This is a genomic window from Mesorhizobium loti R88b, assembly GCF_013170845.1.
GTDB classification, from domain to species: domain Bacteria; phylum Pseudomonadota; class Alphaproteobacteria; order Rhizobiales; family Rhizobiaceae; genus Mesorhizobium; species Mesorhizobium loti_B.
This window is the reverse complement of record NZ_CP033367.1, coordinates 7041741-7056508: the sequence shown is the minus strand read 5'-3', so window position 1 is coordinate 7056508 and position 14768 is coordinate 7041741. Positions and strand designations below refer to the sequence as shown.

Annotated in this window: 10 protein-coding genes and 1 pseudogene; 4 read left to right on the top strand and 7 right to left on the bottom strand. The window is 56.7% G+C overall.

Translation table 11 applies throughout. From position 1 onward, the window contains the following. Positions 1-87: 87 nt before the first annotated feature. From EB235_RS33975 to EB235_RS33955, 5 genes and pseudogenes are all read right to left on the bottom strand, one after another. Positions 88-501 (bottom strand): hypothetical protein, encoded by a 414-nt coding sequence (locus EB235_RS33975; RefSeq protein ID WP_155256464.1) that lies wholly within the window; start codon positions 499-501, stop codon positions 88-90. A gap of 70 nt (positions 502-571) precedes the next feature. Then, positions 572-1759: a tyrosine-type recombinase/integrase gene (locus EB235_RS33970; protein ID WP_027033113.1), complete on the bottom strand. Its 1188-nt coding sequence runs from the start codon at positions 1757-1759 to the stop codon at positions 572-574. Between the two features lie 600 nt (positions 1760-2359). Beyond that, positions 2360-2952 (bottom strand): annotated as a pseudogene (locus EB235_RS33965) (integrase core domain-containing protein); the annotation flags it as partial. Between the two features lie 149 nt (positions 2953-3101). Beyond that, complete coding sequence (locus tag EB235_RS33960; RefSeq protein WP_032932986.1) at positions 3102-4031, bottom strand: S1/P1 nuclease; 930 nt, start codon at positions 4029-4031, stop codon at positions 3102-3104. Positions 4032-4140: 109 nt separating this feature from the next. Further along, a complete protein-coding gene (locus EB235_RS33955) occupies positions 4141-5256 on the bottom strand; it encodes a DUF3800 domain-containing protein (protein ID WP_027033115.1) in 1116 nt (371 codons plus the stop codon). Between the two features lie 192 nt (positions 5257-5448). Between EB235_RS33955 and EB235_RS33950 the strand changes: the two genes are divergently transcribed. After that, entirely contained in the window at positions 5449-6246 is a 798-nt protein-coding gene (locus tag EB235_RS33950) for a glycoside hydrolase domain-containing protein (RefSeq protein ID WP_080680385.1), read from the top strand. Between the two features lie 182 nt (positions 6247-6428). On the opposite strand, the gene EB235_RS33945 is transcribed toward EB235_RS33950, so the two are convergent. Continuing rightward, entirely contained in the window at positions 6429-8165 is a 1737-nt protein-coding gene (locus EB235_RS33945; RefSeq protein ID WP_051402052.1) for a metallophosphoesterase, read from the bottom strand. Between the two features lie 536 nt (positions 8166-8701). On the opposite strand from EB235_RS33945, the gene EB235_RS33940 reads away from it, so the two are divergent. Then, positions 8702-9667 carry a glycoside hydrolase family 25 protein gene (locus tag EB235_RS33940; protein ID WP_157279975.1) on the top strand — a complete coding sequence of 322 codons (966 nt, stop codon included), beginning with the start codon at positions 8702-8704 and terminating at the stop codon, positions 9665-9667. A 38-nt stretch (positions 9668-9705) separates the two neighbouring features. Continuing rightward, positions 9706-11568, top strand: a complete 1863-nt coding sequence (locus tag EB235_RS33935; protein WP_027033119.1) for a glycoside hydrolase family 25 protein — start codon at positions 9706-9708, stop codon at positions 11566-11568. A gap of 351 nt (positions 11569-11919) precedes the next feature. Here the strand turns inward: EB235_RS33935 and EB235_RS33930 are convergent, their stop codons facing one another. Further along, positions 11920-12756, bottom strand: coding sequence for a hypothetical protein (locus tag EB235_RS33930; protein WP_027033120.1), 837 nt, complete (start codon positions 12754-12756; stop codon positions 11920-11922). A 252-nt stretch (positions 12757-13008) separates the two neighbouring features. Here EB235_RS33930 and EB235_RS33925 point away from each other — a divergent pair, with 252 nt between their 5' ends. Beyond that, complete coding sequence (locus EB235_RS33925; RefSeq protein WP_051371323.1) at positions 13009-14700, top strand: phospholipase D-like domain-containing protein; 1692 nt, start codon at positions 13009-13011, stop codon at positions 14698-14700. Positions 14701-14768: the final 68 nt, after the last annotated feature.

Below are 14768 nucleotides of genomic sequence, written 5' to 3'. Positions count from 1 at the left end.
GAGCGGAAAGACACCGCAGACCGATCGCTGAGACCCATTCGTCAACTAGCCTGGCGTACGGACTTGAACACATCCGAGTCGGACAATTCATCCTGCTTCGGAAGAAATAATCGTCGATAGTTCTACAAATGCCTGAAGTTCGCCATTAATTAGCTGGCAAAAATCGGCCAGCGTTTTCGTGGACACGTCTGCCTTTCGGCAGGGGCCAAGACACGCTGAATGACCGAAACGAGGCGCGAAGCCGTTGTTCGGAATGAGTGAACCAAGCCGGTTTTCGGGATCACACATCTCTATTGCGCCAACCAAGATGAGCCGAAAGCGACGCATGCTGTGCCGCTCGCCACGGTGCTGCTTGGGCACGTGCTCGCGAGCGGCTGCGCGCAGGCGACCTGCCGGCCTACGGGTTAAAACCGGGCTGCTACCCGTGCGGATGTGGCGCGGCATCGGAAAGAAGCAACCAAGCTCGTCGCGGCCTTGGAGGCGCCCGGTTGAACGGCTCAAGTACCTATATCGGGCAGCGATCAACGCCCACACGGAAAAACAGCGATCCGATCGTGGAATGTGAGTAAGACTAATGGTTCGCCTTTAACGCGTCTAGCAGATCTCCCCACTCCTGCATTAGCGTGACTCGCCGCTCCCAATAGGTCGCTCGATTGTAGGTCCGCCGGATGGCGTTCTTGTCCTGGTGCGCCAGGACAGCTTCAATCACATCTGGATCGTAGTCGCGGGCGTTGAGGATGGTGCTGGCGGTCACCCGGAAACCATGTGCGGTCACTTCGTCCTTTCCGTAACCCATGCGTCGTAGCGCAGCATTCATGGCGTTCTCGGAAAGTGGCCGTTTTGTTGAGCGGATCGAAGTAAAGACCAGGCCGCCGTCCTCTGAGAGCTGCCAGACCTCTTCCAAGACCGAAAGTGCCTGTTTGGACAGTGGCACGTCGTGCGGAGCACGCATCTTCATGCGCTCGGCCGGAATATGCCAGACGGCCTTCTTTCGGTCGAACTCGTCGCGCGTAGCGCCCCGTACTTCGCCGGGACGGACACAGGTGAGGGCAAGAAACTGGAGGGCGGCTTTGATGGTTGGCCAGCCGTCGTATTCGTCGACGGTCATCAGGAGCTTGCCGAACTTCTTTTCATCGGTGATAGCGGCACGACCGTTGACTTTCGGCGGCTGGAGAGCGCCCCGGAGGTGTAGGGTTGGGTCGGACTCAGCCCGTAACGTGACAATGGCCAATCGGAAGACGCTGCCTATCACGCCGCGTAAACGCCGCGCTGTCTCTCTTCGACCACTCTTTTCGATCTTCTGGAGGAGTTGGAAAATTTCGGCTGGAGTGATCTCGTTAATGGGGCGCTTGGCGAGTGAGCCGGCCAGATCTTCCAGGAGCCATTTGGTTTTGGTGATGGTAGCCGCCGCAGCGTCCCGTTCCTCCATCCGCGTGACATATTCCTCGGCGACCAAGGCGAAGGTGGTGCGTGCTTCCATGATGGCGGCATTCTTCTCCTCTTTGCGTTTGGTGGACGGGTTGATGCCGGCGATCAACAGCCTCTTGGCGTCGTCGCGCCGTCCTCTCGCATCGAGAAGTGACACCAGCGGGTATTTTCCAAAGGAAAGGATATTTTCCTTCTCCAGGTAGCGGTACCGCAGTTGCCAGAGTTTGGAGCCGTTGTTCCGGACGAGGAGATAGAGCCCGTCGCCATCGGCAAGACGATACGGCTTGTCTTTGGGCTTAGCGTTCTTGCAGGCGAAGTCGGAGAGAGACATGGGTAACGGACCTCCCGGCTAATGGGTAACGCCTAAATCGTTACCCACAAACCGATGAATTGCAACGGTACGCGGTGGGTCACCATAACCCGCCAAACTAGGCTAAGTTATTGATTTGTATTGGCTGGTGAGACGTCGTGAGAAGCAATGGGAAAGTGAAATGGTGCCCAGAGGCGGAATCCAAGAGAAACAAATTTGACTTTGTTTACAAATGTTTGGCCTCCAACATCGTCCCTGCGTGCCAACAGAAGTACCAACTAAATATTTCTGTGGATTAGTTTGGTTCCCAAACCTCGCTCTGCACGCTACGACGCCGGCATACCTGCACCTTATCTCACAAGCCGATAGCGGTTGCTACTTGGGGTGGCCCAGTTCGTCCCCCTCAATGACATCCCATGATGCGGGGGGTCGAGTCGGGAGAGCGCTACCGCCAATACAGCGCTGCAACCGAGTTCGTCTATTGAAGGGACTTCGCAAGCGAAGTCAGCAGATTCAAATCCTGGCCCCGCAACCAATTTCATCATAAATCAATAAGCGTCCTGGTCTAACCGGGGCGGTTTTTGCGTTTCAAAGCGGCGAATGGGACGCAATGACGTTGCCCTATTGGGCGGTTTGAACGACGGGCACAGGCGCGGAGCTGATCATCGTGCGCAGCGCTGCGTCCCGTCGCGGGGGGAAGGTGTGGGCGAACTCGAAGGGGTCTGCCATCCGAGCCGCGAATGTGGGCTATTGAAGTTGTAACCTGCCCGCCAACTGGCCAAGACCGCGCGAGCCTGTGCCAATGAGGTGAACAGCATCTCGTTCAGCAGTTCGTCATGGAGGCGACCGTTGAAGCTGTCGATGAAGCCGTTCTGCATTGGCTTGCCCGGCGTGATATAATGTCAGTCCACGCGGCTTGCATTGGCCCAGGCAGGGATCGCATTGCTGGTCAGTTCGCTGCCATTGTCACTGACCACCATCTTCGGCTTGCCGCGTTCGATCATGAACCGATCGAGTTCGTGGGCAACCCTCACGCCGGACAGAGACGTATCCGCGACCAACCCTGGGCACCGGCGCGTGCAGTCGTCGACGACGGTCAATATCCGGAAGCGACGGCCATCGGTCAGCTGATCCGACCCGAAGTCCAGTGACCAACGGTCGTTGGGTGCAACGGGGACCATCATCGGTGCCCGCGTTCCAATGGCTCGCTGGCGGGCCGACATCTCCTACCGACCGCAACATCTGCTGCAATGGGCAAAGAGGATCGGAGCTGACCGTCTGGGATTACGCAGTCGGTCCTTGCCGCCGATCCGAAGATCGTCGTGCGCATTGCTTGAGTCGAGAGGCGAGGGCGGGATAACCCTTACTTTCCGCCCTTAAGCGCCTCATTCAGTTCCGCAGCCAGATGCAGGCCGCCTAAAGCCAGTTGCTGCGTGACTACAGGATGGAACTTTTCAAAATACGCCTGATCCAGAATCACGGGATGACCAATATCCGACTTTAACGGGGTTCCTGCCGGCAAGGCCTGATACGCAGCCTCGGCTTGGCGGTGACATTCGGCAAGCCATTTCTCCGGTGTGTCGTCGGCCAGCAGGTCGGCCGCGAGGGTCGGAAGCAGCTTCTCGGCCTCGGCGGCCGCCAGCCCCCAGTCGTAGTATTTGAATGTAATGAGGTCGGTGTCCCAGACAGAATGGAAGGTCGTGAAATCCCTAAAAGTCGAGTTGTCGGGCGCGGGCCGGGTGACGTTGAAGGTCACCGTCAGGGTGTTTCCTCCCTGGTCTTTCTGGCTCCCATCAACGCGTTGAACGCAATGCAGGGGCTGGGCCAAGTCGCCCGTCAGGTGGATCACAAACGCCAAGGCCTTCCACCGGGATTCATCATCCTTTGTTGCATCCGACAATATCGCTTCCTGGGCGGGCAGGGCCTTTAGAAGGCAGCTTCCATAGGTGGCGTCATCGGCACAATCACGTATCGCATCATAGTCGGTTGTAGCGCTCGATCCTCCGGGCAGCGACGCCAGCGGGATGTCAACAAAATGCCAGTTGCTGGTATCCTTGTGTCCGTCTGCCCGATAGTCGTCAGCCCAGCTGGCAATCGACGCCATCGAGACGACCTGCTGACCTGTCAGCCCCAAATGCGCCCGCAAGAGCCGCTGAACGACATCACTAGCCGATGAGGTGAGGCGGTGCTGCGCGATCTCGGCAACGGCCGCGTGACCTTCCTGACCCCACGCGAAGGCGTGCGTGGGGGACGCCAGGACCACCGCCGCCGCAATAATTTCTCTGACTTTCATGGTTTTCCTCCCGTAGAGACACGCCGTTCGGAGGCGTCGATGATCAATCATTTACCCCTGACTGCGGCGTCGTAACCCACCTCGGCCGCATAGTGCGTTCGCGTAGCCCTCATGAACCCGTTCTATCCAGGAAGAACGCTGCCCCGTGCCTGTCACGCTCGCTCAAGATGTAGTGGGCAAATACTGCGTTCTCTTCAACTGACTGTTCCATAAGCGCAGCCAAACGTTCCAGCGTGCGGGTCTGCTGAGCAGAGAGATTCTGACGGTCCTGAACAAGCTCCTCGCCGGCCGTGACGCAGACGTAGGTGAAGAACTTTCCAAGGAGACCAGCAACGACGTCAGACAATTGAATGCCCGGCTCGTCATGGGATGACGCGAACCGGTAGTTCGCCAAGGGCTTGGCCCCGTTCGTGAGCCCCAGTCCGGAGAGATAGGGCTCGACTCCGTATTCGTCGTCGAGAATGTGGGTCGAGTTTTTGAGCATGGCAATGCGCTCTAGATAGAACGGACCAAAACCCTCGATCAGGACATTTGGCGTCTCGTCTTCGAGGAAGGGCAGGGCGTCAAGACGGGTGGCGATTTGCAGGACGCCCTTCAGCATGTTTCGTCGCAGAGGCGGGAGAAGGTTTGCGCGATGCGTCAACAGATCCAGGAGCTCGTTGACAAACTCCCGGCGCCGGGCTCTGCCCACGTCCGGGTAGGTGTAGCGGCGGAACATGTCGACGGTGGTCTCATAGTCGTGTCGCAAGACCGTATAGAGGTCGTTCTTGAGGGCTTGGTTCCAAGGTAGGAGAGCATTTTCGCCGGCTTCAGCGAGGATCGAGTCAATGATGTCGACGATCGACCAGTACAGCGGGTCGAGGACGGTGAAGTGCGTGTACAAATCCTGGGCTGACAGCCAAGCTAAGAAGGCCTCCATCTTTGGCGAGGTGAGCGCCTCCAGAAAGCTACCAGTGGCGATGTGCTTCAGTTTGATCTCTTTGGCGCTGGCTTGGATCCTAAGCTCCGACCGAAGAGCCTCCAGTGATATCGGCCGAGGCGGTCCTCGGTGTGCAACACCGGCAATGACGAAACATTTTGGGTCTCGCTCGTTGAGACCGTCTGCGCGGACATGCAGTCGGCGGATGTTGTTCGTTTCATCGTAGTAAACGGCATAAGCGTCATCAGCCTTGACCAAACCGTGGAGTGCGATCGTAGGGTCCCGAAGCATGTTCACGTCACTCACGGTTCACCTTTGTGGGTCGCTTCTCGCATCCCGATTTAACATAATGGATATTATACGAATATTATCAAATAGTTAGAGAGTATCGATATTTTCACACTAACGCACTTGCGAGGCAAGACCTTTCGATAGCAATATTTAATCCAAGCAACAACAATGCCAGAGGACCGGCCAGTAAGGGCGAAGTGACGAACCATGGGACGCCTTTCCAGACGAGCATTCCTCTCAGCTTCTGCGTCAGCGGCTTCATCGCTGCTGTTGCCATCGGGCAACGTCCCCACTGCACGAGCAGACGATAAAACTCCGCGAACTTACAGCGCAGTCGACTGCTACTCATACCCGGGCGACGACGCCATCAAACAGCTCCGCGAGCAGCTCAAATTCGATATTGTCGGCTTCTATCTCAACCATGTCCGCGGTACGCCCGACCTCACCTGGACCTATGATCGGCGATCTGATCTGGCTATGAGCGGCTGGGGCTTTTTTCCCACGTACATCGGCGGAGATCTCAGCCTGATGGTTTCGAAGCCGGAGCTCGGCATAAAGCATGGACTGGAGGCGGCGCAATTCATGACGGACGTTGGCTTCGGTCAAGGTTCTGTTGTGTACCTGGACATCGAAAAGCCGGCAGGGGAACTGCAGCTTTCCCCCTACCTCAACAATTGGATCAAAGCGGTGAAAAGCCGGAAATTTTACCCTGGGTTCTATGGATCTTACAGCATGGCCGATTGGCTGAAGAACCTCAGCAGCGCACTATGGTCGGTTGAGTTACCTGCGCCTGTGGCGGCGGTAAGCTACGACTCTGACGACAATCCAACAGGCCTCATCACGTCTCGCTGCATAGCCACTCAGTATCTGCAAAAACAGAAACTTGCGATTATAAAAGGAACACCCGGCGGTGATGGGACCTATGATTTGTCGCGCTCGCTGGCAGCTGATCCGTCGGACACCGCTTGCATTGCGGCGGCACTAAATATTAAAACATTGAAATGAGGTGTCCCTACATTTATTATAGAACCAATTTTTCACAACCTATTGGTTTTGATTAATTTTCTAAGTGCCGTAATTACACTTGTACAAATTTGACTTTTCACTGTGATATATTAGCTTGTATGAAACACCCATTGCCATCAGGTGTTATCCTGCTCAATACGGCCAATGGAGCGTGTCTAGACCTATGCTAGGCTGTCCGTATCGTTTTGAGCCGGTGTGGCTCCAACTGAGAATGGCTGCTCGATCAGTTGCGGCTTGAGCGCTGATTGCGGCGTGTAGACTGGCGCCGGATTTCCCAGCTTCTCGGAATTAAGCCGCCAATCTCTCCGTTTCGGAACATCCGTGAGTCCAACCGGGAAGACGGTAACAGTATCCCCCTTGATCCTCATCCTCAGAAAATGGCGGTGGCTGTCGCGCCGCATGGAGCTGAAGGCGTCGTTGTGGTTCATGTTGAGCCAACGCGACGTCACGTAGAGATAGGCGCCAAATAGCGAGCCACCCACCAAGCCGCCGATCAGGATCGTCTCGGCAGCGGTCAGCAGGAAGGACGTCCGAGGCCACCCGCCCAGTCCGCCAAAGCGGCCATTGAACCAAGCGACCAGAGTTACGGTTGCCGCGACGCAGAGACTGTGTACAATTCCGTTCGCCAACGACACCAGCCCCGTTTTGGCGCCACCACCTTCCTGGTTCTTTGTGTATCCCCAGAAACCTGCGACCAGCAGAATAGGGGCGATATAGTAGATGTCATAGGTCAGCGCTTTCCCCATGAGCGATATTAGCCAATAGGCAGATCCCAGGACGAGCGCGAATGCCGGATTGTAAGCAACGAACACAAAGTTGCCTCGCAGCATCGACAGGCTGTCCGCCTTCGAGGGATAGACCGCCTCCCTGCCCTGTTCATTCGCGCCGAGGCGGAGCCCCTTGATTTGCCCGCTCAGCCAGGAATACCCATCACTGACCCGGTCGAGATTAACGCTCGGCTCGACCTGATGCGTGGGATGAAGGAAGGCCCCGCCGCCGCCCGACGTCACGAACTGCGCGCTGCCGTCGTCAGCGACGTATCGGCTGTAGTGATGGGTGTCGCCGGACAGCACCAGCGGAATTGTCAGCCCACGGCGCTGCTTCAAGGCGATCGATCCAATGTAGCTCATGACTCTAAGCGCCCTGTTCCCAGCCTTGCCCGTATAGAGCCATCCCGGCTCCGGCCCGCAGAGAATGATTTTCGCGTTGTCAGGCATCGCCTTGGCTATTTCGAGGAAGTACTCTTTCTGGGGTTGATCGACATCGTCCACGAGCTGGGCATCGATCGCCCACAACCACCACTGATCCGTCAATTGCACGGCAAAATAGCTCCGGCGCTGATGTGTGCGCCAGCCACCAAGGTGCATGTGGTCCTTGCGGCAGAACAGGGCAAGAAACAGAACGAGACCGTCATACCAGTCATGATTGCCTGGTACTGCGTAGACCGGCGGCCCCTTGAGCAGCCCCGGATTAGGGTCTGGAAAGGCCCAGTCATACGGATCGCGGAGTTGCTTCTGATAGGTTTCGGAGGCGGCACGTGGATAAACTTCATCGCCTCCCATGACCAGGAGTTGCCCGCGCCTCGTCTGCTGTCCGCCGACGGTTAATTTCTCCTGGCTAATTAGCGACGCGATCGCGTAGGTCGCATCGAACCCGTCTCCCAAATCGGCCACGAAGTCGACCCAAACAGCTCCGTCGCTATCGGGACCGAAGTTCCAAACTTCCTGGTTGTCTTGCCCCGGCAAAAATTGCCTAGCCCGCTTCACGAGTTCGTCCTCGGGCACCGTGTCGAGGGCCGCCACGATAAGCCGCCTGTCCGCGTATTGGCCGAAAAGATCCGAGAGGACGACGCGCCACAACAGTCGCAGCAAGAGCCCTGGACTGAACCAACCCGTCATCTTGGGGTATCGAGCGAGTCCGGCTAGATCGGGCGGCGGCGTCGGCACGTTGGTTCCCCCCATCGCAGTTTCTGCAAAGTGGGAACATATCGTTATTTCTATAGAAAAGGACTGTAATTCAACATAATCCCCAAACATTTTGGCGATCAGTCATACGATTTTAACATGGCCAGTCGCGCCGCAAGGCGGCTGCAACTTGTCTTTCGGGCCGCAATGCTTACGGGCGGCAATTGGGGCCAGCAACTTGATCGCCTCCGAAGTCTCTGCATGGGTCACATTTTCGTGAATACGACATGTGCTGAGCTTCTATCATCTCCTATATTCACAGCCAAATCGCTAGCCTTTTCAGTTGGTTCCTGCCCTGTCCGGGAACCGCTTTTTCACACCCGGCCCGGCGCGGACGACCTTCTTGGGGCATAAGGCCCGTATGCAAAGCGGATCAGATAGTTCATTCTACCCGCAGGTTCCATTTACATTTGGGGGATGAAGAAATGTGTGCCGTTAGACTGAATCGCCGCTCTGTTTTGTTATCCACCTTGGCTTCGGCAATCTATGTCGGAACAAACAATTCGCTGGCAAAGAAGGCCCCGGCGGGCCAGCTGCCGACTGACGATTTGACCAGAAGTGAGATATTCAACGAATACCTCGTCAAACCTTGGGATGCGGCAAATCCTGCCAACGGTGGGACACTCGCGATCCCAGCGAAATTCAGTTTCCCTGACGACGCCCTGTATGACTGCAAGGTCAACGCCCGGAATGAGTGCGTGACCGATCCAAAAACGCCTCGGCCCGCAGACATGATGTTCGGCATCGACATCAGTCACTACACGGATCCGAACTTCTCGTTCAACGAGTTGCGTAGCCAGCAAGTTCGTTTCGTGCAAATGAAGACAAGCCAGCGGCACGACATCAGGGATAAAAGATTCCCGGATTTTTGGAAACGCTGCGGCAGCCTGACGGGAGATGCCAAAGTCTATCGCGGTCCATATCATTTCCTGGCTTACGGAGCCAAGGGCAAGCAGCAGGCGGATTGGTTTATTCAATGCCTCGAAAATGCCGACCCCCACGGTCTCGGCCCTGAGGACATGGCCCCCGGCGTCGACCTCGAGTGGGACGTCTACAAGAGCACGGGAAAGACGGACCACTGGGCCGGCAAGGGTGCGGATCATATCCAGGAAGTCGCGCTGGAGTGCCTCGAGACCTTGAAGAGCCGTTTGGGAAGAACGCCCATTCTCTATACGGGAAAGAGCTGGTTTAGCGATCAGACGCTGCCCCTGGACCGCTTCAAGAACTTTGCTGACTACCCGCTCTGGGTCTTCGACTATAACCCTCGGCGCAAGATCCAAGAAAAGCCGGTGCTCCCGGATGCGTCGAAGCCGGCGGCGCTCTGGCAGTATACCGCTTCCGCAAAGGTGCCGGACTACAAGAAGACGGTTGACGCATCGGTGTTTTATGGCACGGAGGCCGACTTCCGCAAAACGTTCGGCATTGCCCCAGTTTGAGCCGCCGGCAAACAAGTTCGTCTAGCTCAGGGGGACAGATGCGCAAGATCGCCTTGCTTGTAGCGCTGCTTTTGGGAGCGTTCGTCGATGACGCCTCAGCGGCGTATGATTGCGAGAACCACCCTGTATCGGTGGCCGACGCTGACTGGTGCAAGTACTTCGATGAATTTCCATACACCCGGCAAGATGACCTTGGGAGGAAGGTCAATTGGCTGGTGAAGGAGTCGATGGCGGCAATCGACCTGCCAGATAAGGCTATCAGGAGCTACGCCTTCGTGGTCTCGGTGTGGGACTATCGCAAAGGCCAGGTCGATGAAGACGAGGTGGAGGGCATCAAGGCTGATAAGCCGGCCATCCTCAAGTTTATTTCGGGACAGGGCTTCGACGAGGCCATCGTCCTGAACAATGGCGACGCCACAGCTGATCGGATCAGGAAGATTTTCACGGAATACTATATCCCTAAGTTCGAATCGGCAGCTGCCGCTGGCCAAAAGATCAGGTTCATGTTCATTTTTGACGGGCACGGATGGCAGCCGCGGACCAGCGGGGGCACCGGCGCCTTGGCGCTGGCCGAGATAACCGATGATCGCGACCTCGACTACGACCACCGCTTTTCACTGGCCGAATTGCGCGGGCTTCTCCAGGACGTATCGCAATACACGCAGGCCAGTATAGCGCTACTAGGTTCGTGCTATTCCGGCAGCGTGTTCGAGGACGGCGCCGGTCACGAAGAGGATTTCGCACCGGGCAGCGCCGCGTGGATCGCGGCGGCCGCTCCGCGCGGTATCGAAGCCTGGGAGCTCAAAGATCGCAGCGGCACCGTGTTTTTCACGAATCTGTTCCGAGCCGTGGAAACCTGGCACGGCGCAAGCGCCGATCTCGTACCGCAGGATCCGGGCGGGAATATCGCCCTAGACATGACCCAGTACGCGCCCACATTGCGGGACGTCACAACTCTGATCAATACTCGGAACTTCTTCGGCGGAAAGAACCCCGAAACCGGCCAGCCCTACCCGCCCTTTATGGTGGACACCATTGAGTTCAGCGGTGGCAAGCGTGCCGCGTATCGCTTCGTTGCCGGACAAGACCTGGCCGACAAGGTCGGGCAAAACATCGGGCTCAACCTTGACAAGGTTGCTTTCACAGGGTCGTCCATCGAGGGTCGCTCCGACATCACCGTCGTCCACACGCCTGCGACCTACTCAATTCGAGGAATCGATCTCTCGCCGGGAAACATAAAGGACAGTTTCGACTTCGAGAAAATCAAGAGCGAGGCCGGCATATCCTTCGTGTATTTCAAGGCAAGCGAGGGCCAGAAGCCTTCGAACCCCGAGGACCAAAGCAAGGAAGACCAGAAGTTTGGTTTGGTCAAGCGCGCATGGGACAAGGCTCGAGCCGCTGGCTTGTCAGTCGGCACCTACCATACCTTTCGGTTTTGCGAAGAAGCCCAAGACCAGTTTGCATACATCAAGGAGCGTGTTCCGCGAACCGAAGGCATGCTCCCAATTGCGATAGACGTGGAATGGTACAACGGTGCACCCAACCCCCTTGTCGGAAACTGCGGCTCCACCGCCAGCAAGGCCCACGCAAAAATATACGAGCTGGCGCGCGATCTCGAAGACTACTACGGGAAGAAGCCTCTCATCTACCTGGTCTCGTCTTCCGTGAAGGAGATCGTTGGCGACAGCGCGGATTACCCGCTGTGGATCGCAAACTACAGTGCCAACGCGGCTGCAATCGGCCCTGGCGAACCTTGGACCCTGTGGCAATACACGGGCCGGGGTCGCATTCCGGGCAGCCAGAACGCCGTCGATTTCAACTATTTCTTCGGCAATGAGGCACAGTTCGCTCTATTTCGGAAGAGCGGAACGAATATCGCCGGAGAGGTTGCGAGCAAGTAGCCCTGACAATTCCACTTAGGCAGATTTGCCGAGACCGCTCGTCGACGAGTTCGACGCACAACATTGACCAATCGGGATCGTACGGCACCTTGTGAGGGTCAATTGTTCCCTGCACATGAAGGCTGGTTCCTGGTTTGAGGATGGCGCGGCTTCGGCCATTCGCCGCGCGTCAACCAGTTTGAAAACGAAACGGTTCGATTTTTGCCCGGTGGAACCGGGTGGCGCCTGCTCGAACGCAAAATACGTCGGCTCGGTTGGGGGTTGTAGCGAACGTTGGCGCAGCCATGAGCGACGCCCCGGCAAATGCCCACCCTGCGACCGATTGTATGAGAGCGATTTTCGGTGAGCCTCCTATTGGCAAGAACTCGGTATTCGTTCATCGGTCCAGATGTTGCCATCGCAAGCGCTCAGGTCCGCGACCGCCGCACGAAACAGTAGATTCCTTTCAGCTCGCCAGCCGGCCCGGAACGCTTGTCCGACTGCGAAGGCCCATTGGGGCGATCGGAGGTCTGCGTCGCCGACATCACCAGTGCCGCCGGCCGCTGTGTAAGACTTGCGTGTTGCTGATACTGGCCTGCCGTAGGAAAACGCCTTCACCGGAGCTTCAAAAGCGGCAGCGGGGGGCCCACAGGCCTTGTCAACCGCATGGGTGGTATCTGGATAGCTCGCGGTCGTCACGCTCACACCGTCACGAAAAAGGAAGCAATAAGGTTCATTCGGGTACTTCCACTTTTTGTCCTGAGCGGGCTCAACGACGTAACCAGCGACTGGAAACTGAGCATTCGAAGCCATCCAGAGGCGTGATGCTAACCGACCCGTGCAAGTGGTAAGGTCATCCCGGCCGGCGTCGACGCATGCGTTGACGATCCAGCTTGCGAGCTGGTCTGCACTGGGAAACAGCAGATATGCGGTGGCCTTCACCGGATTCTTTGGAAACTGGGTGTCCGTATAGGTACAGACTTTAACGGGCAGGCCTTTCCAGTCGGGAAGCTGCTCCAGGTTTGCGTGGCTGCACCCTTGTCGCATGTACTGGCCCTCATGGTGGTCCTCGCTCACGTGAGGCTCCGCCCACGCCGCGATCCGTTGCTGCAGCATCGCCGGCGAAAGCTGACGAACTTTTGCCCTCGCTGGCGCCAATATTCCAAAAGCAGCCAGCAAACAGACCGCAGTCCGAAGTGCTTTCATCATAAAATAGTCCCCCCACTCAACGGCGATAATGTCAGCACCACCATTTGATTTATTTCTGCTCCTTAGCACCCGTCGCTATGTCATCTGAGAGCATTCCTATCACTTTTTGTAAGGAACTCCACTGCCTTGCTGATGAAGCATTCGAGCCATCCTCCAGAATTCGTATACTTACTTTGTGCGAGGTCCAGGATTGCACTTTTCGATGAAACGCGTCACCATGCTTTGTCGCAGACTGTAATGGGGGGAACGGTCATGGCAAGCAATTTTCAGGCTACTGGAAGCAACGCTAAAGCCGCATTTACGCTCAAGGTTCATCGCGGCGAGAGAATGGCACTGGTCGCCATGAACTGGCGAACCGGAAAGCCGCCGACCAGCTTCGTGGGGTTTGCCATCCAGTACCAAGCTCCGGGAGCGGCTAAACCCTCCACGGTCTATAACAGGCTCAATTTTGAAGGATCTCCGAATCCCAAGGGGTATAAGACTTTTCGGACGACCGAGGCGCCTATCCAGAAATTCAGGTGGGTTGTTTTCCCGCACGATGACCCGCCGCCGGGTCCGTACGCTTTTATAGTCACCCCCTTGTTTATGGATCCCGCAGGAGCTCTTTCCCCGGGCAAAGCTCAGACTGCGACGATCGATCTCGGGAAGGAAACCTATCCTGGTCAGATCAACGTGGCGTTCACACGGGGCTATGTGGCATCTCAAGCTTTCGTAGATAGGTATCAGGATGGCGGCTCTCTAAAGACACTTCTGCCTGCCCGGGTAGATCAAGGCACTAAATTTGTCCCAACGCATCCGAAGTCGGCAGAGGCCTACGAATGGATGGGTTTAGAGGCCCGCAAGGAAATTCTCGCCCTGCTGGATGCGGCGGTGGCTGACCCTACCGCCAAGGTCAGCATGGTCGCTTACGACATGAGCGAGAAAGAGATCATGGACCGCCTGCTGGCGCTCGGTCCGCGCCTCAGGATCATCATTGATGACAGTGACAAGCACGGGCTAAAAACTAGCGGTGAAACCCAGTCCGAAACATTACTCATCGCCTCCGCAGGCTCCAGCAACGTCAAACGTGAACACATGGGCGGCCTGCAGCATAACAAAATGATAATCGTCGACACGGCGGTGCCGCGCGCCGTCTGCGGATCAACCAATTTCAGCTGGCGCGGTCTGTATGTCCAGTCGAACAATGCTTTGCTCTTGACCGGAGCTCAAGCCGTGGCTCCTCTCAAGGCAGCGTTCGAAGATTATTGGAAAAAAGATGGATTCATAGGCAGTCCCTCACCTGACTGGCATCCACTCCGCTTGGCCGGCATCGATGCCAACATCACTTTTTCGCCCCATGACAAAGCCCGCGCGCGCCTGGCCGAGATCGGCAAGGACGTTGAAAAGGCCAAGACCTGCCTGCTGTATTCTCTGGCCTTTCTAAGTATCACGCCCGGAGCTGTGACCGATGCCGTCGAGGCTGCTACCAACAGTCCGATCTTCACCTACGGAATTTCTGACAAAAACACCGGTGTCATCGTGCATAAGCCCAATGGCAATATGGCGCCGGTCTACTTCGCCCGGCTCAACAAGCACGTGCCGACGCCATTCAAGGTCGAGCCTTCCAGCGGGATGGGGCCGAACCTGCATCACAAGTTTCTGGTTATCGATTTCAACACCCCCGACGCTCGGGTGTGGACCGGGTCCTACAATTTCAGTGCCGCAGCAGACCTTCAAAATGGGGAGAATCTGTTGCTCATACGCGATCAGAAGATCGCGACATCGTACATGGTGGAAGGGGTGCGCATCTTCGACGACTATCATTTCCGCGTTACGCAAGAAGACGCAGCAAAGGCCAAGAAAACGTTGTCACTGCAAAAAGCACCTCAGGCTGGCGAAGACCCGTGGTGGGCAGAGGACTATAAAGATCCGTTCAAGATCCGAGACCGCGAGTTGTTCGCTTAGGCGCCTTGATCCGGCCAAAACGCAGAGATTTTCTGGGGTATTTTGATCCGCAATCGTCCACGACAACG

Coding starts and splice junctions, on each gene's coding strand:
- EB235_RS33970 (WP_027033113.1), bottom strand. CDS start 1,759: ATGTCTCTCTCCGACTTCGCCTGCAAGAACGCTAAGCCCAAAGACAAG.
- EB235_RS33960 (WP_032932986.1), bottom strand. CDS start 4,031: ATGAAAGTCAGAGAAATTATTGCGGCGGCGGTGGTCCTGGCGTCCCCC.
- EB235_RS33950 (WP_080680385.1), top strand. CDS start 5,449: ATGGGACGCCTTTCCAGACGAGCATTCCTCTCAGCTTCTGCGTCAGCG.
- EB235_RS33945 (WP_051402052.1), bottom strand. CDS start 8,165: ATGACGGGTTGGTTCAGTCCAGGGCTCTTGCTGCGACTGTTGTGGCGC.
- EB235_RS33935 (WP_027033119.1), top strand. CDS start 9,706: ATGCGCAAGATCGCCTTGCTTGTAGCGCTGCTTTTGGGAGCGTTCGTC.
- EB235_RS33930 (WP_027033120.1), bottom strand. CDS start 12,756: ATGATGAAAGCACTTCGGACTGCGGTCTGTTTGCTGGCTGCTTTTGGA.
- EB235_RS33925 (WP_051371323.1), top strand. CDS start 13,009: ATGGCAAGCAATTTTCAGGCTACTGGAAGCAACGCTAAAGCCGCATTT.